Origin of the sequence: Dyadobacter endophyticus (genome assembly GCF_014641595.1) — a bacterium.
Lineage (GTDB): Bacteria > Bacteroidota > Bacteroidia > Cytophagales > Spirosomataceae > Dyadobacter > Dyadobacter endophyticus.
The window spans coordinates 802,301-826,159 of sequence record NZ_BMIA01000003.1 but is presented as its reverse complement, the minus strand read 5'-3'; the positions used below and the strand labels follow the sequence as shown (position 1 = coordinate 826,159).

The following is a 23,859-nucleotide window of genomic DNA, read 5'->3' as shown; positions in this document are numbered from 1 at the left end:
GAAATGTCGGCCTGAGCGGACCGGGCCACCCAGCGGCCCCGTGCGCTCAGACTGACAATAGTTATGAATTCTCTGCCGTCGTCGCAGCGTCGGCTGTCGCCGGCTCCTCAACCTGCGCGCGTTCGGCCATTACTTCGGCTAACGGACGCATATTGGCCGGGATTTCCGGTTCCTTGTCTTCATCTGCCGAGTATGGGAACACGTCGAGGATCGGTGTGAGATTAATATCCGTCACCTCGTAAGGGATCAGGAAGTTGCGCATGCTTTCGTTGATCCGGTCGAGGGCTTGCTGAATGCCTTCGGAATTCACCAGCATGTAATTCACGATTTTCTTCTCCTTGCCGCTTTTTTCGTCGACCGAGAAGTAAATCACTTTCGCTTTGAACCACTGTTCGCCGTCTTCATAGGCAAAAAGGTCGGCCAGGCGCATTCTGCTGATGGCGGTCACGCTGAAATCGCTGGCGTCGGTGACGATCTGCTTGTACAGCCTCGCTTCCGACTCGGTGTATGAAACGGCATCAACCAGATACGTCTCATTGATCGTTTTCAACCTTCCTGCTTCATCTTCTTTTTGATACCGAATTTTTCCTAAATACCAGCTGGCCATTGTTCGTGTTGATTGGGTGAAAATTAGAGTGTGCAAATGTAGATGCTGGTTCGAAAGCACGCAAAAAAATAACGCCAGAAACTAATAATCCCCGGCCGGGGTATGCGTTCTGATACCTACTGTTTAACTTGCGTAAAATACATTGGAATGAAAAAACATATTTGGATGGCCGGAATCGTACTTGTTGCGGCCATAATGACAAGTTGCGGTGTGAGCCGCCAGGTTTCGGAAGCGAAGGTTTTTGGTGACTGCAAATACGATATCGCATCGGTTGACAGCGTTTATCTCGCCGGAATCGATATCCGCGAATTCAGAAATATCAGAAGTTTCAACGATTTCGATCTGGCAAGATATCCGGGACTTGCCATGGGGTTGTTAAGAAAGAATGTCCCGCTGAATCTTCGGGTGAATGTCGATATCACCAACCCAACCCGCAAGCGCGCGGCGATTAATCAATTGGAATACAAAGTATTGCTTACCGAGAGCGAGATATTTAACGGCTATTTGAGCCAGCTGATCGAAGTATTGCCTGGTACCACGCCCACTCGCGTACCCGTGAGCCTGCAAACGAATGCGTATCAGCTCATTTCAAACGACCAGACGCGCGACCAGTTCATCAATATGATCCTTGCATTGACAGGTAAGTCGGACGCTAAACCGGCGAAATTCGTCGTTAAGGTGCGGCCAACCCTGGATATCGCCGGGAAACAGATCAATTATCCGGGCTATATTACCTTTGAAAAAGAAATAACGAGTAAGATGATCACCGGAACGCGATAATTCCCGGTTGGCTCAGTAAATCCCCAAATATCACCTGTTTTGAAGCTATTTCTAGAAGATCCTCATTTGTTTGGGTATTACAGCGTCGTCATAGCCTTGCTGCTGCTCTTTGGAGCTACGTTTTGGGTTGATCCAATAAAACGCTGGCGTCCGTGGATGGGAATCTGCCTGGTTGCGGTACCGGTCGTCTATTTTTTTATCCTGCTCGACGCGCACCTGGTGAACATTCCCTACACTGACGACTTCAACCTGCTGGAAACAGTCCAGAAGCTGCGCAACTCGGGGAGCTTTGTAGAAATGCTGAAAGCGCTTTTCGAGCAGGTGAACCAACACCGGTTTGGTTTTGAGCGCATTGTTATGCTGATCATGTTTGTGCTCACAGGCACGGTCAATATCAAAACGCAAATCATTATAGGCGATCTTTTTATGCTTGGGATCAGCTATTTACTTTTCCTGAGCCTGAAAAGAGCACAGGTTTCGTGGTATTGGTTTATCCCGGTTCCCTACATGCTGTTCAATCTCGTTTATTTTGAAAACGCCTATTGGGGAATAGCGGCGCTGCAAAACACACCGCTGATTTTTTTTGCCATGCTTACCGCCTATGGACTGGCTAGGGAGGATGAAAAAGGCTTTTGGATCGGGCTGATTGCCGCGTTGCTCACCACTTTTACGAGCGGTAGCGGGTTGCTTGCATGGATCGTTGGAATGGTGCTGCTGGCTTTTCAGAGGCGTTTTAAAAACTTGCTATGGTGGGTTGCGGGGAGTATTGCCGTACTGCTGTTCTATTTCTTTTTCGATTACCAGTTTATCAGTTCACCTGGCGAAAAGGTCTGGAACCACCCCGTTTTCAATGTGATCTTCGTGTTGGCATTCTGGGGTAATGCGCTGTTCCTGGATGTTCGCCATCCGCTAGTGCCGGTGTTTCACCAGGACATTATCGCATGTGTGGCGTTTGGTGCCGGCATTGCACTGGTGTTTGCCGTTTGGGCGATCCGGGTATTGCTTGCCCGCAAGCCCGACCGGACCGACTGGTTTCTCCTTGGAGCTATGATGTTCATCATGGGAACCGGAGCGATGTTCGTCATCAGCAGGCCGATCAATAACTATGTTATGTACGGCGGCACGGCGTTTTCAAGGCGGTATATGATATTCGGCGTGGTGCTCGCGGCGATTTGCTATGTGTGTCTGATTGTGGTTTTGAAGAATTTTAAACATTGGAAAAACCTTGCTGTGGTGGTTGCTATGGTGTTCTTTCTGGGATTGAACTTCGTCAGCTATTTTACGTCCATAGGATCGATTAGAAAGCTGCACGACGAACTGGTGATCGATAGCTATTTCTGGAAAAACTATAAGACATTTATCACGGTAGGGGAGCTGTTTACCGACATCCCGTTCTGGAACCATCCTACACGCATGCGCGACCTGATCGTCGGCCTGGAATCACAGGGCATTACTGACTTCTACCAGTTTTATGACATGCCTGCGCAGGAGGAATTAATCCGCAAGACAGCTGTGAAAGGTATTTTTACGGGAGATTTTGATGCGCAATCGCAATACAGAAATGGGGATTACAACCGCTATATGAAGTATTTTAAATTTTACGTTACACCGGCATCGAAACAAAAAGGTACTTTTTACATGGTGCTGCAATCAGCCCGGCATAGCATTGTGCTCCCGGCGGTTCCGGTACCCAACACGGTTTCTGATTTTTTACAAAAAGCCTCATATTACAGTAATAGTTACCAGTACGCGGTTTATAAACCAAAGCTTCCCGAAGGAAAATACCGGGCGTGGATCATGTCACGCGGTGAATCGGGCCAGTGGGAATCTTTATACACCGGAAAGCAAGTGCTGTTTTACTAAGGCCCCAAAGGCTACCCTCATTTATGCAAATACTTACCTACAATCTGAATGGAATCCGCGCCGCATTGAAAAACGGATTGCTCACCTGGCTCGAAACGACAACGGCCGATATCCTTTGTTTTCAGGAAGTGAAAGCCACGCCCGACGTAGTTGATCTGTCGGGCTTTCAGGCGCTGGGTTACGAACTCGTGGGCTGGCATGCGGCTGAAAAGAAGGGTTACAGCGGCGTAGCTATATTTTCCAAAATCAAACCCGAGAAGGTTGTTTCAGGCTGCGGGATTCCGGCCTACGACTCGGAAGGCCGCGTAATTCGAGCCGATTTCGGCGACATTACAGTGCTGAACTGCTATTTCCCATCAGGCACCAGTGGAGACGTAAGGCAGGGCGTTAAAATGCGGTTTCTGGCCGATTTTTATATTTGGGTAAATGAATTGAGAAAAGAACGTCCGAACCTCATCATTTGCGGTGACTATAATATCGCACATACCGAAATCGACATCCACGATCCGGTACGGAATCAGAAATCATCAGGCTTCCTGCCCGAAGAGCGCGCCTGGATGACGGAATGGTTTGCCAGCGGCTACACCGACGCATTCCGCTTCATGAACCCAACACTACGCCAATATTCCTGGTGGACCTACCGCGCCGGCGCCCGCGGCAATAACAAAGGCTGGCGTATCGATTACATTTCCGTGGCCGAGCCGCTCAAAGATCGCATTACCGCTGCCCGCCAGTACAACGACGCCGTCCATTCGGATCATTGTCCGGTGTGGTTGGAAATTGAGTAGGGCATTGGTGTGAATACGGTTTTTACTAGCTGAATTGTCTGTTTATTTTTACCTGAATAAATAGATGAAAGCTTACATTTACCGAGCCGACGGGTCAATTGAAATAGTAGGGATTAATGCAGTACTTTCGGGTGAAAATGTGCTGCCTGGCTTTTTACTGGACCTCGGTAAACTGATCAAATAGCAGTTCGCTACCTCTAACATTAACTCATTTTGTTCCAGTACTTCCTCATTTACAAGCCATTCGGAATGCTTTCGCAGTTCACCCGCGAGGGTGATCATCAGACGTTGGCTGATATCGATTTTACATTTGCAAAAGATATGTATCCCGTAGGCCGCCTCGATGCGGACAGCGAGGGGCTTTTGCTTTTGACCAACGATAATTTCCTCAAAACGAAACTTCTTGAACCACGCAACAGGCATACGCGCACGTATTATGTGCAAGTGGAAGGCGAGGTTACCGAAGAGGCCTGCCGGCAGCTTGTGAATGGCGTGACGATTTCAGTCAATGGGAAACAATATAAGACATTGCCCGCGGAAGCCTCGATGATCGAAGAGCCGCAGCTTCCTGAACGCGATCCGCCGATCCGTTTCCGGAAGAATATCCCCACTTCCTGGCTGGCGCTTACATTGCATGAAGGCAAGAACCGGCAGGTCCGGCGGATGACGGCGGCAGTCGGTTTTCCCACGCTCCGGCTGGTGCGGTGGTCTATCGGAAAAATTTCATTAGCGGATATGGAAGCAAATTTTCCTAAACCGGGGGACGTATGGGAAGTTACGCCAAAAGAGGCCAGACTTTTTTACGAAAGGAGTTTTTGACGAGGGTATAAATCATTTGCCCTGACTTGCCAAACCGGAGAGAAGGCTTAATTTTGTACAAATCCTTGTTCTTAAAATTAGGCTGATAATTGGCAAAGGCACACAAAGAAACTCCGCTTAATAAACAATACAATCAGATCAAAGCCAAATACCCGGGAGCACTCCTGCTCTTCAGGGTTGGTGATTTTTATGAGACTTTCGGGGAGGATGCGGTAAGGGCTTCGAAGATACTGGGCATTGTACTCACACGCCGTAACAATGGTGGGGCGCATGAAGAGCTGGCGGGTTTTCCACACCATTCACTGGACAATTACCTGCCCAAGCTCGTCCGTGCCGGCGAGCGCGTGGCGATTTGCGACCAGCTCGAAGATCCCGCAACGGCAAAGGGCATCGTTAAGCGTGGTGTGACCGAACTGGTAACACCCGGCGTGTCGTTCAACGACAATGTGCTCGATATCCGCAAAAATAACTACCTGGCGGCCATCCACATCGGTTCCGACGGTCTTTACGGGCTCGCTTTCCTGGATATTTCGACGGGCGAGTTCATGGCCTCACAGGGCAATGCGGCCTATATTGACAAAATGCTGCAAGGCTTCGGCCCGGCCGAGGTGTTGTATTGCAAAAAGCATAAGCAGGAATTCAACGAACTCTTCGGAGGCAAATACCATACGTTTCACCTGGAAGACTGGTGTTTTGGCTATGATTATGGCTACGAGCAGCTCACGGGGCATTTTCAGACTACAACTTTAAAGGGCTACGGCATTGAAGCGCTGCCGCTGGGGATCATTGCCGCGGGCGTAATCCTGCACTACCTGCGTGAAACCGAGCATAAGGAAGTGGCGCACATCAGCCGCATTACACGCCTGGAAGAGGAAAAATATGTGTGGCTCGATCGTTTCACCGTACGCAATCTCGAACTCGTATATGCCCAACAGGAGGGTGGAGTACCGCTGATCGATATTCTGGATTATACGGTTACGCCAATGGGCGCGAGGCAGTTACGGAAATGGATGGTGCTGCCGCTGAAAGATAAGGCGCCCATCGATGAACGTCTCGAAGCGGTTGCGCATTTGCTCGCACACGAAGACCTGCACGAGTCGCTCGTAGGATATTTCAAACAGATCGGTGACCTGGAACGCCTGATTTCCAAAGTAGCTGTTCGCCGCATCAATCCGCGGGAATTGGTTCAACTTAAAAAATCACTGAAACAGGTTGAACCGGTAAAGAAACTGCTCTCAGGCACCATTCTCGACAAATTCGCTGCCCGACTCGACGCCTGCCAGGCATTAGTTGAAAAAATTGAACATCAGCTCCGCGACGACGCACCGGTACTTTCCAATCAGGGCCGGATGATCCAAAGCGGGGTCGACAGTGAATTAGATGAACTCCACGCGATTTCGTACGAAGGCAAGGATTATCTCATCAAACTTCAAAACCGCGAGATTGAGCGGACAGGCATCGGTTCGCTTAAAATTGCCTATAACAAGGTTTTTGGCTACTACCTCGAAGTTACCCACGCACACCAGAGCAAGGTCCCTGCCGATTGGATCCGGAAGCAGACGCTGGTGAATGCGGAAAGGTATATTACCCCCGAACTCAAAGAGTACGAGGAAAAAATCCTGAATGCGGAAGACCGCATTTCGGCGATCGAGTTCAGGATATTCAATGGAATTGTTCAAACGGCTTCCGAATATGTAGGCGCGATTCAGCAGAATGCACAGGTGATCTCGGCGCTCGACGTGCTGAGTTCCTTCGCATTGGTAGCCAGAAAAAATAAATATGTAAAGCCGGTTATCAGCGATGGTAACGAGTTGGATATCAAGGAAGGTCGCCATCCGGTGATCGAACAGCAACTGCCCGTCGGCGAAAGTTACATACCTAATGACGTTTATCTCGACGATGCCAGCCAGCAGATCATCATCATCACCGGTCCGAACATGGCCGGTAAATCCGCATTGCTCCGCCAGACGGCACTCATCGTGCTCATGGCGCAAATGGGTAGTTTCGTTCCCGCCAAATCGGCCGCGATAGGGCTGGTCGACAAGGTTTTCACAAGAGTAGGAGCGAGCGATAACCTTAGCAAAGGGGAAAGTACATTCATGGTCGAAATGACCGAGACGGCCAGCATTCTTAACAACCTCAGCAGCAAGAGCCTGGTGTTAATGGATGAAATCGGTCGTGGAACGAGTACATACGACGGCGTTTCCATTGCGTGGGCTATTACCGAATACCTTCATAGCCAATCCAATTGCAGGCCCAAAACGCTTTTCGCGACGCACTATCACGAATTGAACCAGCTCGCCGAGGATTTCCCGCGCATCAAAAACTTCAATGTGGCCGTAAAGGAGGTGGATAATAAGGTGGTTTTCCTGCGGAAGCTCAAGCCGGGCGGTAGCGCGCACAGCTTCGGTATCCACGTGGCTCAGATCGCCGGTATGCCGCAGCCGATCGTGCTGCGTGCGAGCGAGATCATGCACCACCTCGAAAAAGACCACGTCTCGCACGAGCACAAGAAACGCGTGAAGGAAATCCCTAAAAACAACTTCCAGTTAAGCATTTTCGAGCCCGCTGATCCGCGGCTGGAAGAATTGAAAGAAAAGCTCCTGCTGGTGGACGTTAATACATTATCACCCATTGAAGCATTGCTGAAACTGAACGAGTTTCAGAAGCTCGTCAAGAAATAAATCTATCTTTAATGTAATACCAATCAATATCCTATAACCGCTAACCTAGTTTATGAAAAACTCGACCCGCTTTCAGTTGATGGCCATGATGTTCCTCCTCTATTTTGTATGGGGCTCGTGGTATGGGCAAATGAGCAAGTATATGTTTACAGAATTGGGTGCGACCGGCACCCAGGTAGGAAATGCCTACGCGGCCTTTTCTATCGCGATGATCATCGCACCGTTTTTCGTAGGAATGATCGCCGACCGGTACTTCGCAGCTCAAAAGGTATTGGGGATACTAAGCCTCGCGGGAGCCGCCATTCTGTATGTGCTGTCGGAAGTGAAAGACCCCGACACGTTTTTCTGGGTGATATTGGCCTATTGTATCACTTTTGCACCTGCCATGTCGCTTACGACATCTATTGCGATGCAACAGGTTACCAACTCCGAAAAGGACTTCCCCGCAATCCGCGTAATGGGAACAGTAGCATGGATCGCTGTGACCAATATCATCGGTTACTACGAAATCGGCGGTACTGCGCTGATCTTCAAAATTTCAATGTTCACGGCAGCATTTTTGGGCGTTTACTCGTTCTTTTTGCCTAATACCCCTCCAAAGCCAAGCTCACATACTTCTTTCTCGGATATTCTTGGTTTGGACGCATTTAAATTGTTCAAAGACCGTTCTTTCGCAATCTTCTTCATTTCTTCCCTGCTGATCTGTATCCCGCTTTCGTTCTATTACGCCATGGCTAACCCCTCGCTAACCGATTCGGGTATGACCAACGTAGAGAATAAAATGTCTTTGGGCCAGGCTTCGGAAGTAGTATTCATGTTGCTGATTCCCCTTGCATTCGCACGTTTCGGTGTGAAATGGATGCTGGTAGTAGGTCTGATCGCGTGGATCATCCGTTTCATTGGTTTCGGCTACGGCGATGCTTCCAGCGAATGGCTGCTTTATCTCGCAATCGTGCTGCACGGTGTTTGCTACGACTTCTTTTTTGTAACAGGGCAGATTTATACCGATAGCAAAGCTGGCGAACAATACCGCTCCTCTGCGCAAGGCCTGATCTCGATCGCTACCTACGGTATCGGTATGGGTATCGGTTCATGGATTTCCGGTGTGGTGGCTGATATGTACACGGTCGACAATGTGAAGAACTGGACGTCGATCTGGATGATACCTGCGGGTATTGCGGCGGTAGTGCTCGTGCTTTTCGTATTGTTCTTCCGGGATAACAAAGTCAAGGCAGCTGCATGAAATCGTTCCTGACCATCGGCTTGCTGATATTGTCCAACGCCTTCATGACGATGGCATGGTACGGACATTTGAAGTTCAAGGAGTTGGGGTGGTTCAGCAAATTGGGGTTGTTCTCCATTATCCTCATTAGTTGGGGAATAGCCCTTTTTGAATATTGCTTTCAGGTACCCGCCAACAGGATAGGCTTTAAAGAGAACGGCGGGCCATTTTCTCTGGTCGAGCTGAAAGTGATCCAGGAGGTGATCACGTTGGTGATTTTCACGATTTTCACACTGGTCTTTTTTAAAACGGAGACTTTCCGGTGGAACCACTTCGTCGGGTTCGTCTTTCTGGTCCTGGCGGTTTACTTCATATTCAGGAAATAAAAAGAGAGCCTGCAAGTTTCGCTTGCAGGCTCTCTTTTTATGTTATCAATCCCAATCGTCGTCGCTGCTGCCGAACCGTCGGCCATAATCCTTAGAACCGCCTCCGCCTTTTTTAGTGGAGTAGCGGTCCTCTGTTTTGGGCCTACCTCCTCCCTGGTGACGGTTGTGGTCATGTCCGCGGTCGTGATGTCCTTTGTCGCGGGGCTTGTCGGGCTGGCGGAAGTTGGGTCCGGCTCCACCTGAAAAGCTCCGGTCGCCAAAGCTGCGTTCCGCGGGCCTGGTCGGGGTGCTTGGAGCGTCGTCGTCGTCCTGGTCGTCATCGTCAAGCGACAGTGGCCGGGCTGAATCCCTTCCTATACTCCTGTCTGACGAATACGGTGTTCTGCTGCTACCTGGTGCGTCGTTTCCCGCCGGTCGTGGCCGGTTGAAGCCTTCCCGGCTGCGCGTATCTGGGCGGGGAGCTCCGCTGTCGCCTCTGGGTTCTCTCTTTTGGGATTCATTCACAACCAGTGGTCTGCCATACATGTCTGCCCCATTCAATGCATTGATGGCGGCTCTGGCCTCCACTTCATCGGGCATTTCTATAAACCCGAAACCTTTGCTTTGACGCGTGATCTTGTCAATGATAATTTTCGCCGAGCTAACTTTGCCGTACTTCTCGAAAGCTTCACGCAGCTCGCTTTCCTTTAACTTAAAAGAAAGACTCCCAACAAAAATGTCCATGAAACGCCTTGTTTTTTATTGATTTAGATGTAATAAATATATTTACTTTAATTGATATGCCACGACATTGTTTTTCATGAACGTCGGGACGTAGACGATCTTCTTAGCGGGGTCGTAACCGATGTCCGCAGAGTTTGTTTTTTCAGCGCTCGTGTCGAGCAGTTTCTCGGTTGTTCCATCGGATTTAACGTAATAAATCACACCAGCCCAGCACGAAACGATGTATTCCCCCGGTTTCACCTGCTCAATACCATCGGTACTTTTGTCCATTCCCTCGGCTACAACTGTAATTTGTTTGGAAGGAGTCAATTTTTTCAAAGTGCCGCTATCGGCGATCAATAGGTCACTGCCTACTGCCAGCAAACCGTTCGGGCGGGTCAGATCTTCAAAATAGGTCGAAACCTTACCGTCCTTGATTGCGTGTACTTTCTTGGTATCCGAGTCCGAGACGTAAATAGTGCCTTTGGAATCGATGGTAAGGTCGTTCAGGAATTTGGCGCCTTCGATCTCGTGTTTCTTGTCGATCTTGCCCGATTTAATATCGATTTCCACCACCTCGGTAACGTCCGCAACAAACAATTTGCCTCCTTTGATACCCATTCCCTTCGGTGCGTTCAGGCCGGTTACCCAGTCCTGCGCGATAATCTTGCCATCCAGGCCTACTTTCGCGATCCCGCCTTTGCCATCCTTTTCACCGGCCTTGCCGTCAATCTGTGCCACATAAATCGCTTTGCCCGACGCACTGTACAGCACCGACTCGGGAACCGGCAGCGTGGCTTCTGAAGACCACAGCTGGGTAAGCGAATGTTGGGCCTGAGTTGATAGGGCTGAGAATGAGGCCAGGAGCGTTGAGAGCAGGAAATGTTTGGTTTTCATAGAGTTTGATTTTGAAAATAGATCTGTCGGTTACGAACAGCAATTCATTTTCATATCAAGGGCTAAATTGGGCTTATTTACTTTTCTTGATCTTGATTTTCTGATTATTATATCAAAGCTAAATAAAATTGCCCAAAGTGATCCAAGGGGACATTTTTTAATTTTTTTCTATAAATTAATCTGACATCGTAAATGAAATCGCGATCCGATTGAATGGAATACGCCCGGGCTCTACGAATAGCGGGTTGAGCAGATAATTGAATTCGTCGCCAATCACTACGAAAGTAAAAATGCCCCGCAAATAGCAGGGCATTTCTCAAATCATTTTTTCTTCTTGCTTTTTTTCTTTCCTGTCTCGACAGGTTCCGGCACCACTTTGGTGAGATCCTTAATGCGGATGTTCCTGAATTTGAGTTCGGAGCCATGTCCGAGGAATCCGAGGTGACCACTGGTCCTTTTCAGTCCCGGGTGTTCTTTGTGGTCGACGGTGCCGTTCTTGCTGGCTTCGGCGAGGTCGCCGTCGAGGATTACCGTTCCGTTCAGGGTCACCTTAATTTTCGAGCCTTGTACCCGGACTTCTTCATAGTTCCATTCGCCAAGTGGTTTCAAATAGCCTCTTTTGGCAGGAATAATGCCATAGGCCGAGCCGTGGTACTGATATTCATGCAAATCTTTGTAAATCTCCGCCTCATTGTCGAGGATCTGGATTTCGGTTCCTACGTAAGCAGCATCGCCTTCCATGGGCGTGCGGATACCCAAACCATTGTTGGCACCCGGCGTAAGCTGGAACTCGAAACGGAAATCGAAGTCGCTATACTCGTCTTTGGTGTAGAGGTTGCCTTTTCCGCCTTTTTTGGGGTCAACGACGAGCTCGCCATTCTGGATGAAATAGTCGGTTTTGTTGCCCACCCATTCAAACATATTGGTACCATCGAACAGCACTTTGAAATCGTCTTTCTGCTCCGCTTCGGGTAGTGTAAATTCCGGACGCGGGATTTCGCGGACGTAAATGTCGCGGTAATGGATTTCGTTACCGTGCGCCTGCAATTCAAGCTGTTCTTTGGCGAAAATAGGCAGGTTACGGTCCCAGTAGTTTTCCAGCACCACATTATCCACTACATTTTCGCCATTCAAATCCACCGACACGCGGTCGCCGATCATGGTAATATGGAAGGTATTCCATTCACCAATCGCATTATCGGCCACTTTCGAAGGTTTGCTTGGATTCTTCTGGTTGTTATAAAGTCCTCCCGAGCCCACCTGCGCACCTACGCTCACGCGTGAGGTATCCCAGATCTGTACCTGCGGAGTACCGCGGAGGTAAATGCCCGCGTCGCCGTCCTTCTGGATTTTCCAGTCGACGTACATTTCAAAATCGCCGTATTGCTTCACGGTGCAAAGGTTATCTCCATGACCAGAGAAGACCAGCTCGCCATCTTTGGCAAACCAATCCTTGAATGCCGCTTCATCTGCTTTTTTCTGTTTGAAAGCCAGTGAGTCGGCGCTCATTTTGCGCCGGGCGATCGGGTTTTGCACCAAACCTTTCCATCCCGAAAGATCTTTGCCATTGAACAGGGCAACGAAGCCTTCCCCGGCAGGCAATTCCGCCAGATGTTTGCGGATTGATTCTCTCTGGTAATCGGCGTCCTGGCCTTTCAGAATGGGAGCTGCTTTGGTCAAAAGCTCGCGGATTTCAGCGCTGTACAGATTTTTGTTAGCCAATGCAATGTTCATTACCGCCTGTGCTGCGGCCTGCTGCGTACCCGCATTATCCATGTATTGGCCAGCCAACAGCAGGGAATTGAAAGTACGGTTTCTTCCCAATTCTTTCAGAATGGCTTCTTTCTGCACATCCGTTTTGGCGATAGCCAACGCTTCGCGCAGCATAATCACTTTATTGGCTGCTGTCTTGCCCGATTTGGCCGTTGCAGCCACGTAACCTGTCAAAGCCGAATTGAAATCGTCGGTATCATTGGTGCTCCTTGCGATGGCAAGCAACTCCTTCGCCGCACTTGCATCAGTCCACGCGGAAAGTGCCGCGATAGCCGATTTCTTTTTAGCTGCGTCCCCTTTGGTGGAAGCTTCAACTACCGATGCCAATGCTTTCTTGCCGCCAATACCCGCCAGCACCGCAAGATAGTTGCCTTGTTTATCGGCAGGAGAAGCCTGTATTTGCCTCAAAACCGCTTCTGTCTGGCTGTTGGTATCGCCGCTTTCTTTAATGGCCGCGTTGATCGCCATTTGTGTTGCCGTTACTTCTTCGGCTGTGTTAACGCTGTTTAATAGCGAATACAATTGGGGCAGATCATTGCCGGTTGCCAACGATTTCAATGCGCTGAAAGCCGCCTTCCGTACTTCCGGGTTCGTATTCTTCAATTGTGCCGAAACAACCGGTAATTTTGAACTCGCTTCACGCGCCGCAAGCACGTCGATCAACGCGGCTTGTGCGGGAGCAGGAAGCGTAGGGATGGCTGTTGCCACCTGGTCTACCAGCGAAGCACCTTTGATTGTCAGCAAGCTGCTTTTAACTCCTGCGATTTCATCCGCATTAGCCGTCTTTAAAACCGGGATCAGTTTGGCGACACTGCTCTCCTGTCCGATTCTCCCAGCTGCCCAGATAGCAGCAGTTTTTACTTTGCTATCCTTCGAAGTCAGCGCTTTCAAAACTACCGGCAGCGCATCTTTCGATTCCGCACGGCCCAGCATGGTGATGATCTCGGCTTGTACCGTCGGGTTGGCCTTTTTATATGCATTCAGCCAGGGTGTTGTGCCGTCGGCCATCAGGTATTTCTGTCCCAGTTTCAATGCCGCAGCACGGTATTGCGCGTCGGTACTTTGCAGGGCGCTTACCAGCACAGGTACGGATTCTCTCTTTTTGATATTCGAGTAAATCGTCAGCGCAGAAGAGCGCGTGGCGGATTGTTTTGCGTCGGGCGTAGCTTTGATTAAGGCCAGCGCAGCTTTTTCGGCCGGGGCATTGTTGCCGTTCGCAGCCAGGCGCGCCAGGTATTTCAGGTAAACGGCGGTAGCATCGGCTTCGTCGTAACCGTAAGATGCTTTCTGCGCAGCTCCCGCCAGAATGCCTTCCGACGAAGGAGCAGCGATTTCTGAAAGCGCGTACAAACTTACCTTACGCAGGTTCAACTCGGAACTGGCTGCGTTTTTTTCGATAGCGGGTGCAGCTTCTTTATAATGAACATCACCCAATGCCTCGGTAATGGCTAGTTGCGCGCTTCCACTGGCATTACCCAATGCTTGCAGCAATGCAGCGCCGGCCGCCGGTGTGCCAATACGCGACAATGTCCGTGCGGCAGGCTGAGCAAGTCGCTCGTCTTTGAGATAACCCTTCAAAACCTCTACCGATTCATCCTTGCCAACGGTTTGAAGCTGGTAAATAAGGAAATTCTTGCTGTCGGGGTCATTTACTTTGGACAATGCTTCGCCATAGGCTTCGGCAGCGTCTTTCCGCAATGCCTCTTTGCCAGCTTGTGAGGCATAATAGGTAAATCCGCCCAATGCGAACTGGATTTTGGTGTTGTCCCCTTTGCCCGGCGGCGTCAGCATGGAGGCGATCTGCACGAGGCCCGGTTTGCCGAGCTGCGCGAGTTCTTCCATGTTTTTCTTTAATGCCGTTTCATTCTGGGACGGGAGTTTCGACAAAACCGCCTTGACTTTGGCGTCTAGCGAATTGTCGGTTTGGGCCATCAGCTGGGAGGTTGCCAGGCAAAGGGCTAAAATAGGGTATAGTCTTTTTTTCATCGGATATGCCGGTGCTGTGAGCCGCAGCTTGCAGCTTAGCTGTTAAGTTCTTAAATGGTCCAGGGAGCGCGCATGGGCTGGTTAATGAGCCGGTTTGCACCTTCGTCGTCGATAAATTCCTGCTTGTCCGGGTCGAATTTCAGCGAACGGCCGAGGCGTAGTGCGATGAGGCCCATGTTCACGATCGTGCAGGAGCGGTGACCGTTTTCTTCGTTCAATGCGAATTTTTTGCGGTTTTTAACAGCGTCCACGAAGTCGGTAACCTGCGGCTCCGGATCGGGGAATGCGGCGAGTTTCTTTTCCAGATCGGGGATATCTGATTTGAAATTCTGGTACAACTTGCCTTTCGGGCCTTCGATGTACGCCACTTTATCGTCCTTAGCCTCACCGTCGAGCACGATCTGGCAGCCATCGGCATAGGTATAAGTAATGCGGCGCCACGTACCCACGGCTTCGGTATGCTGCTGAGGCGCATCCACTTCCACGCTCACCGGACTGGTATCGTCCTTCCCAAGGAAATATTGAATAGGGTCGATATAATGCTGGCCCATATCGCCGAGGCCGCCGCCGTCGTAATCCCAGTATCCGCGGAAGGTCTGATGCACGCGGTGTTCGCTGTATGGTTTGTAAGGCGCAGGTCCGAGCCACATATCATAGTCGAGCTCGGCCGGTACCGGTTGAGGTGCATTGTTTGTTTTACCTACCCAATAAAATTTCCAGTCGAAACCGGTATGCTTGCTCACGGTCACTTTCAATGGCCAGCCGAGCAAGCCGCTTTGAACGAGTTTCTTAATAGGTTTGACAGTGGTATTCATTCCGTAGAAATTGCTTTCAAAACGGAACCAGGTATTAAGCCGGAATACCCTTCCATGTTGTTGAACGGCCTCGACGAGGCGTTTTCCTTCACCGATTGTACGGGTCATGGGTTTTTCGCACCACACATCCTTGCCGGCGCGGGCAGCGTCGGCGGCGATAATGCCGTGCCAATGTGGTGGAGTGGCCACATGAACAATGTCCACCTCGGGGAGTTGGATCAGCTCGCGGTAGTCGGAAAAGGTTTTGACGCCCTTATCGACCATATTAACCGCAATGTCGAGGTGCCTTTTATCCACATCACACAATGCAACCACTTTGGTGCCTGCGTAAGGGATATGGCCTCGGCCCATGGAGCCGGTGCCGACGATGGCTTTGGTGAGCGTGTCGCTCGGGGCGAGGTAACCTTTCCCCAGCACATGGCGGGGAACGATCGAAAACGTTGCCAGCGTCGCCAGTGAGCCTTTGATAAAGCTCCTCCGGGAGGACGCCGAAGTTCCTTTCTCTTCTTTCATTCGTTAAGGTTCTTTTAGGAAAAAATGATGGTTAAGTACTTGTGAAATTAGGACAATATTCAGAATGTGCCAAAGTATTGCCCGGCATTACCTGATATTAATGAAGTAAGACTGTGAAAACGGTAAGAAAGTAGAGAAAAACAGGCAATACGCGCTGCGTGCTCGTTACAGCGGAATGTTTCCGTGCTTCTTTTTTGGTAGCACGTCAACCTTGTTTTCGAGCATTTCGAAGGCGCGGATCAGCTTCGCGCGGGTCTGGTCGGGGTAGATCACTTCATCGATATAACCCCGGTGTGCGGCACGGTAGGGATTGGTAAACTTCTGGGTGTAATCGTCGATTTTCTCCTGCAACTTTTCTGCCGGATTTTCAGCCTGCGCAATCTCTCGCTTGAAAATGATTTCAGCCGCGCCGCTTGCGCCCATCACCGCGATTTCAGCGGAAGGCCACGCGAAGTTCATATCCGCGCCAATGTGTTTGGAATTCATCACATCATACGCGCCCCCGTATGCCTTGCGCGTGATTACCGTGATGCGCGGAACAGTGGCCTCACAGAATGCATAAAGCAGTTTCGCGCCGTTGGTAATGATCGCATTCCACTCCTGGTCGGTGCCGGGGAGAAATCCGGGCACATCTTCCAAAACCAGTAACGGAATATTGAAACAGTCGCAGAACCGTACGAAACGGGCCGCTTTCTGGCTGGCATGGATGTCGAGGACCCCTGCAAGCACGGCGGGCTGGTTCGCCACAATGCCGATGCTCCGACCGGCAATACGCGAGAAGCCTACGACGATATTTTCGGCGAAATGCTCGTGTACTTCGAAGAAACTGTCGGGATCAGAAAGTTCTGTAATCACCTCCCGCATGTCGTAAGGCTGGTTCGCATTCTCGGGAATGAGTGTATTTAATGCAGGGCGGAGTTCGTCGCCGGGGGTGTAGGGGTAACGCGGCGCATCGTCTTCGCAGTTCTGCGGCATGTAGCTCAGCAATTTTTTGATGGACAGCAGGCATTCGACTTCGTTGGCCGAAACAAAATGCGTCACGCCCGATTTCGTTGCGTGCGTCATGGCGCCGCCGAGCTCTTCGGAAGTTACTTCTTCGTGTGTGACGGTTTTAACGACGTTCGGGCCGGTTACAAACATGTAGCTGGTATTCTCGACCATTAAAACGAAGTCGGTAATTGCGGGCGAATACACGGCACCACCTGCGCACGGACCCATTACGGCAGAGATTTGCGGTATTACGCCGGAAGCCAATGTGTTTTTATAAAAAATATCCGCGTAGCCTGCGAGCGAAAGCACACCTTCCTGAATGCGGGCGCCACCCGAGTCGTTCAAGCCGATAAGCGGCGCGCCGTTTTTCATGGCCAGGTCCATCAGTTTGCAAATTTTCTCGGCATGGGTTTCCGAAAGCGACCCGCCGAAAACCGTGAAATCCTGGGCGAAAACATATACGAGCCGGCCGTTCACTTTGCCATAGCCGGTGACTACGCCGTCGCCGAGGTAATGCTCCTTATCCAGCCCGAAATCCTTGCTGCGGTGCATCACGAACCGGCCTATTTCTTCGAAAGAACCTTTGTCGACCAGAATGGAAATGCGTTCTCGGGCCGTGAGCTTACCCTTGGCGTGTTGTGCCTGAATCCTGTTTTCACCGCCGCCCAGCTCCGCCTCAGCATTTTTTTGGTCTAAAAGTTCTTTTTTTGAAACGGCGGCTGATCGGGATTCCATGTAATGCGGGGATATGGTTACATTTGTTGGTGAACGGTTATAAATATAGCGTCATTTTAATGATTCGGGAAATTATTGGATGTTTATGAGGTCGCCAGGCTGCAGTTTGCTTTTTCTGATCACATGGCTCTGTTCGTCGTGGAATGCTTCATTTGCCCAGGTTACAGGCGGCCGTACCCGCCTCGATTTTCTGCAATTACCCGCCCAGGCGCGCAGTACCGCGCTGGGTTCCAACCATATTACCGCGCAAGGCAACGATCCCACATTATTTCTCCAAAATCCTGCATTGGTCGACTCCGCCAAAATTAATAATGTATCGCTGAATCTGATGCCTTACCTGGCCGATACGAAATTTGTGAATATGGGTTATGCCAACCGGTTCCGCAAAACCGGCGGCATCTGGGCGGTAGGGCTGCAATACCTGAACTACGGAACGATGCAGGAAACCGACGACATAGGTAACGTGGTAGGGGAGTTTCGCGCGGCTGATTATGGGTTATCTGCCGGCTATGGACATACACTAGGCGCATTCACATTAGGTGCAACAGCCAAATTCGTAGGAGCGTCTATCGAAAGTTACCAGACCTGGGGAATGGCATTCGACTGGGGCGCTACATTCCGGCACCCGCGGGAAGACCTGACGATCGGTTTCGTCGCCAAGAACTTCGGCTTTTTAAAGCAGAATTACAATGGCGGAAACGAGCCGGTGCTGCCGTTGGACATCAGGGTCGGAGTAACTTTTAAGCCTGAATATATGCCAATCAGGGTGTCGCTAACGGCGCATCACTTAAATCGGTTTGATATGGTTTACAATGATCCGAACCTGTTCTATACCTATGATATTAATGGAAACAAACTTCCTAAAAAGGTTGGTATTGCCGAAAAACTGGGCAGGCACCTTTCACTCGGAGCAGAAATACTGGCGCATCCCAATTTCCGCATCCTCCTCGGCTACGACCATTTGAGAAGGCAGGAGCTCCGTTTGGTCAATCGCGGCGCGCTGGCAGGCTTCTCATTCGGCGCCTGGTTACGTATTAAAAGGTTTGAAATCGGTTACGGCCGTGCCCAATATGTGCCGGGTTTTGGCAGCAGCTCCATTTCAATTGTCATGAATTTGAAAAATGGGTTTGTGAAATGACGCACTGCGGACTGGTCGTCGTTAGGTCAAGAATGGTCATGTTTGGTCAGGAATAGTCATTAGTCAATTAAAACAATACTTGACTACACTTGACAACACCTGACTATACCTGACCGTTCGCCACTTTCCCGTTTTCGAGTTTTAAATACCGCGTTACACAGCTCGGGATTTCATTAGGATAATGCGAAACATAAATTAATGTCCGTTGATCGGTATCGCAAATCGCATTTACCACGGATTTGAAATAGTCGATCGCCTCGCTATCCAGACCCTGGCAAGGCTCGTCGAGGATGAGCAATGGCGGGTTTTTTACCAATGCCCGGGCCAGCAGTACCATTCTTTGCTGACCTTTCGAGAGTTGTGAAAAATCTTTTTCGATCAGTTCATGCACGTGAAGCAGTTCGGCCACTTCGTGCACGCGCTCGATCTGGGTTTCGGTGAGTTTTTTAAAGAACACGCCGGTAGCGTCGAAAAAACCGGATGCAATGGTTTTGAAAACTGTCGTATTTCTTGGGAAATACAAATGTAGTTCGGGCGAAACGTGGCCGATTTTCTGCTTAATATCCCAAATGGAAGCGCCTGCGCCACCCCGTTTTTGGTCAAACAGATCATAATCATTCGCAAACCGCTGCGGGTTGTCGGCGGTGATAACGCTCAGCAAAGTTGATTTGCCGGAACCATTAGCGCCGGATAATGCCCATTTCTCACCCTTCGCGATTTTCCAGTTTACACCATCAAGAATTTGATCTTCTCCATATTTGACACGGATATTCCTCAAATCTAGTGCATATTGAAAGTCAGTGAAGTCTGGATGACCGAAATGCGCCAGCTTCTGCGGATCGGGCTGTGGAAAGTGGGCGGCATGGGCTCCGGCAGTTTTGAACCGGGCCACCGGCTTTTTCGCCGCTATTTTACCAGCTTCGAGTTCCAGTACATCGGTAATGCAGGGCGGGATTTCGGTAGCAGTGGTAGCCATCATGATGGTTACCCCGTGTTTGGTCAATTCAGTTAGTGCATTGCGGAGCACCTCGCGTGAATGCACGTCGAGGCCGCTGAATGCATTGTCGAGCATGAGCACCTTGGGCTTTTTCAACAATGATTTTGCCAAAAGCATTCGCCTTGTTTCACCATTGGAAAGTGTCACAAACGGGTGGTCGAGCAGATGGCTAATGGATAGCAACCCGCTCACACGTGCCAGTTCTTCCTCACTGACCTTCGAGGGGGCCAGTTTCACGGATTTATCATCCACCGTGCCTACGGGCCTCAGCTGGTCGGTCAGGATCGCCCGCACGCTGGGCGCGCGCTCGGACTCATATGCGTGGAAGCGTTGCTGGTAATATTCGGCACCTGCGCTCACGATACGGTTGAACGAGTAATCGTTCGATACGAGTTCGATGTTTTCGCGGACGGGGGGCGTCCAGTCGTATGCGATTTTGCCGGATAGAACTGGCCATTTCCCGGCTATTACTTCCAACAGCACCGATTTTCCGGAGCCGTTCGGGCCCACTATCGCCCAGTTTTTCCCTTGTTCAATATTCCAGTTGATTTCAGAAAGGACCGTTGATTCGTATTTGCGGACGGATACGTTTTGAAGTGAAATGAGTGTCATGCGAAAACCAGGTAATGAAGGGGCAAATACCAAAATTTTAGCCTTAAAAAGAAAAAAAAGAGCATCCGTTGCCGGATGCCCTTGCTAAGCGTTTGAATCAGTGGCCGGTGCGGTCAATGATGCAATTCCATATTGAATTCCCTGATCATCGCCTCAACGAAAGCAGAAAGATCGTCGGTTTTCCGGCTTGTAATGAGGCCGTTGTTGGTCACAACTTCCTGATCCACCCATATTGCGCCTGCGTTTTCGAGGTCGTGGCGGATGGCTGCATACGAAGTAAGCGTGCGGCCCAGTACCACGTCTGCGTCGATCAGGATTTGAGGGCCGTGGCAGATTGCCGCTACCGGTTTCCCTGCAAAAAAGAATGAGCGGACGAAGTCAACTGCCTTTTGATTGATCCGCAATGCATCGAGTCCCATAACCCCGCCCGGAAGCAGGAGCGCGTCGTAATATTCGGCACGTGCCATTTCGAGCGGTACGTCCACGCGGTGGTTTTCGCCCCAATCGACATGGCTCCATCCTTTCACAATGTCTTTGTTGGGCGAAATAACGTGGGTGGTCGCTCCATGCTGGTTTAGGACTTTTCTGGGACAGGTCATCTCCACTTGCTCAAATCCATCGGCAACCAGTATAGCGACTTTGATTATATTAAGCAATTGTTCCATGGATTTAGGTGTAGATTAGAAGATTAGATTATAAGAACAATTAATTGCACAAAAACTATGCCAAAAAGTTGGCTTATGTTTGGGTCGAGCACGCAGTGAACGGGCGATGCATAGCTTCCACAACGTGGGAATGGGGCATGCGGCAATTCACGATTTGGGGAAAACAAAAAGAGCGGCATCGCTGCCGCCCTCTGTATTAGCATTATTCCCTGATTATATTTCTACGCTCCCGACGTTTTCGAAGACCAGCTCACCTTTTGCATCGAGCTCCATCATGATCACCGAATCTTTCGCAACTTGTCCGCTCAGAATGCCTTTCGACAATTCATTCAGGATTCTTCTTTGAAGTACCCGTTTCAGCGGACGCGCACCAAATGCCGGATCGAAACCGTCTTCACCGAGCTTGGTAAGCGCCTCGTCGGTCGCATCCAGCGTGATTCCCTGTTCTTTCAGCACATTCTGAATGCCTTTGAACTGGATATCCACAATTTTGCGGATGTTTTTCAGGGTCAATGGTTCGAACAGCACGATCTCGTCGATCCGGTTCAGGAACTCGGGCCTTACCGATGCTTTCAGCAGATCGAGCACGGCCTGTTTGGCTTCCTCCATGACCAGTGTGTGGTTCCAGCCTTCATCTTCCGCAAACTTCTCCTGAATGATGTGGCTGCCGATGTTGGACGTCATAATAATGATCGTGTTCTTGAAATTCGCAACACGGCCTTTATTATCGGTCAACCTGCCTTCGTCGAGCACTTGCAAGAGGATATTCCAGACATCCGGATGCGCTTTTTCTATCTCGTCGAGCAGGATCACGCTGTAAGGCTTGCGCCGCACGGCTTCTGTGAGCTGGCCACCTTCGTCGTAACCTACATATCCCGGAGGGGCACCCACGAGGCGGCTTACCGCGTGGCGCTCCTGGTACTCGCTCATATCGATCCGTACCATGGCATTCTCGTCATTGAAGAGGTATTCCGCCAAAGTTTTCGCCAGTTCGGTTTTGCCCACGCCGGTCGGGCCAAGGAAGAGAAAGCTGCCGATGGGCCTTTTCGCATCCTGCAAACCTGCACGGCTGCGGCGTACGGCGTCGGAAACGACTTCGATCGCCTCGTTCTGGCCTGCTACCCGCTGGTGCAAATGCTCTTCCAGTTGCAGCAGTTTTTCACGGTCGCTTTGCAGCATTTTGCTGACAGGTATGCCCGTCCATTTCGCTACCACTTCCGCAATATCTTCCGGCGTGATCTCTTCCTGCATGAGGCTTTCCGCATTCTCGGATTTTTGAAGTTCTTCCAATTTGGTCTGAACCTCGGGAATGCGGCCGTAACGGATCTCCGCCACCTTGCCGAAGTCTCCCGCACGTTCTGCTTGCTCTGCTTCGAGGCGTAACTGTTCGCTTTGCTCTTTTAATGCACGAACTTCGTTGACCTTGCCTTTTTCATTTTCCCATTGCGCTTTGAGTGCATTGCGTTGCTCGCTGAGGTCGGCAATTTCCTTGTTCAGGACAGTTTCCTTGTCTTTATTATTCTCGCGACGGATCGCCTCCCGTTCGATTTCGAGCTGCATGATCCTGCGGTTCAGTTCGTCGAGCTCCTCGGGTACGCTGTCCATTTCCAGACGGAGCTTGGAAGCGGCCTCGTCCATCAGGTCAATGGCTTTGTCGGGCAGAAAGCGGTCGCTAATGTATCGGTTCGAAAGCTCCACTGCCGCAATTACCGCGTCGTCCTGAATGCGGACACCGTGGTGTAATTCATATTTTTCTTTAATCCCCCTGAGGATACTGATCGCGTCGGGAATAGTAGGTTCATCCACCATCACAGCCTGGAAACGACGTTCCAAAGCTTTGTCTTTCTCCATGTATTTCTGATATTCTTTCAGCGTGGTGGCGCCGATCGCGTGCAGTTCACCCCGGGCGAGGGCCGGTTTCAGCAGGTTAGCAGCGTCCATAGCACTTTCGCCACCGCCGCCCGCGCCGATCAGCGTGTGTATTTCGTCGATAAACAGGACGATCTCGCCTTCTGAGTCGGTTACCTCTTTAATAACCGCTTTCAGCCTTTCTTCAAATTCACCTTTGTATTTCGCACCGGCGATCAAGAGCCCCATATCAAGCGACACAATGGTTTTCGATTTCAGGTTCTCGGGGACGTCGCCTTGTACAATTCGCTGCGCGAGCCCCTCGACAATGGCGGTTTTACCCACCCCCGGTTCGCCGAGCAGGATGGGGTTGTTTTTCGTACGGCGGCTGAGAATCTGCAACACCCGCCTGATTTCTTCGTCGCGGCCGATTACCGGGTCGATTTTACCGGCTTTGGCCAGCTCATTCAAATTTTTGCTGTACCGTTCCAGGGAGCGGTATTTGGCTTCTGCGTTTTGATCTTTCACAGGGTTATTCTTTCCTCTAAGTTCTTTGATAGCATTGATCAGTTCTTTTTCCTTGAATCCCAGCTCCTTCATCAGGTTGGCTGTGGCGTCTTTTCCGCTCAGTATACCCAGTATCAGCAGCTCGATACTGATAAATTCGTCCCCGAATTCTTTCAGATAGTTCTGTGCTTTGCCACTGGCGGCGGCCATGTCGTTGCCCAGGTAGGGCTGGCCTCCGCTCACATGCGGGTAGCCGTCCAATATCTTTTGCAGGCGGTTGTTAAGTATCTCTGCGCTGATATTGAGCTTGTTCAGTAAAAATAACGACGTATTGGGGTCTTCCTCCAAAATGGATTTCAACACATGTCCCGTTTCGATAGCCTGCTGCTGGTTGCCCTGCGCCATCTGGGCCGCGTGCTGGATCACCTCCTGCGCCTTAATAGTATATTGGTTAAAGTTCATGGCGTTGATCGCTTTGTTAATGGATACAACTGAACGTGAAAAAGGGTGTGCCGAGCTGTCAAATCGGAAA

Annotated in this window: 17 protein-coding genes; 8 read left to right on the top strand and 9 right to left on the bottom strand. The window is 50.4% G+C overall.

Annotation, left to right across the window (positions count from 1 at the left end):
- Positions 1-61 precede the first annotated feature (61 nt).
- Positions 62-607, bottom strand: coding sequence for a DUF4494 domain-containing protein (locus tag IEY24_RS23225; protein WP_188936565.1), 546 nt, complete (start codon positions 605-607; stop codon positions 62-64).
- Positions 608-754: 147 nt separating this feature from the next.
- Here IEY24_RS23225 and IEY24_RS23220 point away from each other — a divergent pair, with 147 nt between their 5' ends.
- From IEY24_RS23220 to IEY24_RS23190, 7 genes are all read left to right on the top strand, one after another.
- Entirely contained in the window at positions 755-1,387 is a 633-nt protein-coding gene (locus IEY24_RS23220; protein WP_188936562.1) for a hypothetical protein, read from the top strand.
- A gap of 39 nt (positions 1,388-1,426) precedes the next feature.
- Positions 1,427-3,250 (top strand): hypothetical protein, encoded by a 1,824-nt coding sequence (locus IEY24_RS23215; protein ID WP_229222918.1) that lies wholly within the window; start codon positions 1,427-1,429, stop codon positions 3,248-3,250.
- A gap of 23 nt (positions 3,251-3,273) precedes the next feature.
- Positions 3,274-4,038 carry an exodeoxyribonuclease III gene (locus IEY24_RS23210; RefSeq protein ID WP_188936559.1) on the top strand — a complete coding sequence of 255 codons (765 nt, stop codon included), beginning with the start codon at positions 3,274-3,276 and terminating at the stop codon, positions 4,036-4,038.
- A gap of 213 nt (positions 4,039-4,251) precedes the next feature.
- The gene (locus IEY24_RS23205; protein ID WP_188936550.1) at positions 4,252-4,857 is read left to right on the top strand and encodes a pseudouridine synthase; all 606 of its coding nucleotides are present in this window, start codon (positions 4,252-4,254) and stop codon (positions 4,855-4,857) included.
- Between the two features lie 89 nt (positions 4,858-4,946).
- Positions 4,947-7,541, top strand: coding sequence for a DNA mismatch repair protein MutS (gene mutS / locus IEY24_RS23200; protein WP_188936547.1), 2,595 nt, complete (start codon positions 4,947-4,949; stop codon positions 7,539-7,541).
- 52 nt (positions 7,542-7,593) lie between these two features.
- A complete protein-coding gene (locus tag IEY24_RS23195; RefSeq protein ID WP_188936545.1) occupies positions 7,594-8,784 on the top strand; it encodes an MFS transporter in 1,191 nt (396 codons plus the stop codon).
- Complete coding sequence (locus IEY24_RS23190) at positions 8,781-9,149, top strand: DMT family protein (protein ID WP_188936542.1); 369 nt, start codon at positions 8,781-8,783, stop codon at positions 9,147-9,149. Before IEY24_RS23195 ends, IEY24_RS23190 begins: the two co-directional genes overlap by 4 nt.
- A 45-nt stretch (positions 9,150-9,194) precedes the next feature.
- Here IEY24_RS23190 and rbp read toward each other — a convergent pair whose 3' ends face one another.
- The 5 genes from rbp to IEY24_RS23165 form a co-directional block, all read right to left on the bottom strand.
- On the bottom strand, positions 9,195-9,872 hold the full coding sequence (rbp, locus tag IEY24_RS23185; protein WP_188936540.1) for an RNA-binding regulator: 678 nt from the start codon (positions 9,870-9,872) through the stop codon (positions 9,195-9,197).
- A 42-nt stretch (positions 9,873-9,914) separates the two neighbouring features.
- Positions 9,915-10,748 carry an SMP-30/gluconolactonase/LRE family protein gene (locus tag IEY24_RS23180; RefSeq protein ID WP_188936538.1) on the bottom strand — a complete coding sequence of 278 codons (834 nt, stop codon included), beginning with the start codon at positions 10,746-10,748 and terminating at the stop codon, positions 9,915-9,917.
- A 321-nt stretch (positions 10,749-11,069) separates the two neighbouring features.
- Positions 11,070-14,507, bottom strand: a complete 3,438-nt coding sequence (locus tag IEY24_RS23175; protein ID WP_188936536.1) for a 3-keto-alpha-glucoside-1,2-lyase-like domain-containing protein — start codon at positions 14,505-14,507, stop codon at positions 11,070-11,072.
- 50 nt (positions 14,508-14,557) lie between these two features.
- On the bottom strand, positions 14,558-15,835 hold the full coding sequence (locus tag IEY24_RS23170) for a Gfo/Idh/MocA family oxidoreductase (protein WP_188936535.1): 1,278 nt from the start codon (positions 15,833-15,835) through the stop codon (positions 14,558-14,560).
- Between the two features lie 165 nt (positions 15,836-16,000).
- On the bottom strand, positions 16,001-17,560 hold the full coding sequence (locus tag IEY24_RS23165) for an acyl-CoA carboxylase subunit beta (RefSeq protein WP_188936531.1): 1,560 nt from the start codon (positions 17,558-17,560) through the stop codon (positions 16,001-16,003).
- An 85-nt stretch (positions 17,561-17,645) separates the two neighbouring features.
- Between IEY24_RS23165 and porQ the strand changes: the two genes are divergently transcribed.
- A complete protein-coding gene (porQ, locus tag IEY24_RS23160; RefSeq protein ID WP_229222916.1) occupies positions 17,646-18,698 on the top strand; it encodes a type IX secretion system protein PorQ in 1,053 nt (350 codons plus the stop codon).
- A gap of 103 nt (positions 18,699-18,801) precedes the next feature.
- Here the strand turns inward: porQ and IEY24_RS23155 are convergent, their stop codons facing one another.
- The 3 genes from IEY24_RS23155 to clpB form a co-directional block, all read right to left on the bottom strand.
- The gene (locus tag IEY24_RS23155) at positions 18,802-20,307 is read right to left on the bottom strand and encodes an ATP-binding cassette domain-containing protein (protein WP_188936525.1); all 1,506 of its coding nucleotides are present in this window, start codon (positions 20,305-20,307) and stop codon (positions 18,802-18,804) included.
- 113 nt (positions 20,308-20,420) lie between these two features.
- Positions 20,421-20,972: a type 1 glutamine amidotransferase domain-containing protein gene (locus IEY24_RS23150; RefSeq protein WP_188936518.1), complete on the bottom strand. Its 552-nt coding sequence runs from the start codon at positions 20,970-20,972 to the stop codon at positions 20,421-20,423.
- A gap of 213 nt (positions 20,973-21,185) precedes the next feature.
- Positions 21,186-23,789, bottom strand: a complete 2,604-nt coding sequence (gene clpB / locus IEY24_RS23145; protein ID WP_188936515.1) for an ATP-dependent chaperone ClpB — start codon at positions 23,787-23,789, stop codon at positions 21,186-21,188.
- Between the last annotated feature and the right edge of the window lie 70 nt (positions 23,790-23,859).

Excerpts from the sequence above, each read along its gene's own strand:
- IEY24_RS23225 (WP_188936565.1), bottom strand. The coding sequence starts at position 607 with ATGGCCAGCTGGTATTTAGGAAAAATTCGGTATCAAAAAGAAGATGAA.
- IEY24_RS23220 (WP_188936562.1), top strand. The coding sequence starts at position 755 with ATGAAAAAACATATTTGGATGGCCGGAATCGTACTTGTTGCGGCCATA.
- IEY24_RS23210 (WP_188936559.1), top strand. The coding sequence starts at position 3,274 with ATGCAAATACTTACCTACAATCTGAATGGAATCCGCGCCGCATTGAAA.
- IEY24_RS23195 (WP_188936545.1), top strand. The coding sequence starts at position 7,594 with ATGAAAAACTCGACCCGCTTTCAGTTGATGGCCATGATGTTCCTCCTC.
- IEY24_RS23190 (WP_188936542.1), top strand. The coding sequence starts at position 8,781 with ATGAAATCGTTCCTGACCATCGGCTTGCTGATATTGTCCAACGCCTTC.
- rbp (WP_188936540.1), bottom strand. The coding sequence starts at position 9,872 with ATGGACATTTTTGTTGGGAGTCTTTCTTTTAAGTTAAAGGAAAGCGAG.
- IEY24_RS23180 (WP_188936538.1), bottom strand. The coding sequence starts at position 10,748 with ATGAAAACCAAACATTTCCTGCTCTCAACGCTCCTGGCCTCATTCTCA.
- IEY24_RS23175 (WP_188936536.1), bottom strand. The coding sequence starts at position 14,507 with ATGAAAAAAAGACTATACCCTATTTTAGCCCTTTGCCTGGCAACCTCC.
- IEY24_RS23170 (WP_188936535.1), bottom strand. The coding sequence starts at position 15,835 with ATGAAAGAAGAGAAAGGAACTTCGGCGTCCTCCCGGAGGAGCTTTATC.
- IEY24_RS23165 (WP_188936531.1), bottom strand. The coding sequence starts at position 17,560 with ATGGAATCCCGATCAGCCGCCGTTTCAAAAAAAGAACTTTTAGACCAA.
- porQ (WP_229222916.1), top strand. The coding sequence starts at position 17,646 with ATGAGGTCGCCAGGCTGCAGTTTGCTTTTTCTGATCACATGGCTCTGT.
- IEY24_RS23155 (WP_188936525.1), bottom strand. The coding sequence starts at position 20,307 with ATGACACTCATTTCACTTCAAAACGTATCCGTCCGCAAATACGAATCA.
- IEY24_RS23150 (WP_188936518.1), bottom strand. The coding sequence starts at position 20,972 with ATGGAACAATTGCTTAATATAATCAAAGTCGCTATACTGGTTGCCGAT.
- clpB (WP_188936515.1), bottom strand. The coding sequence starts at position 23,789 with ATGAACTTTAACCAATATACTATTAAGGCGCAGGAGGTGATCCAGCAC.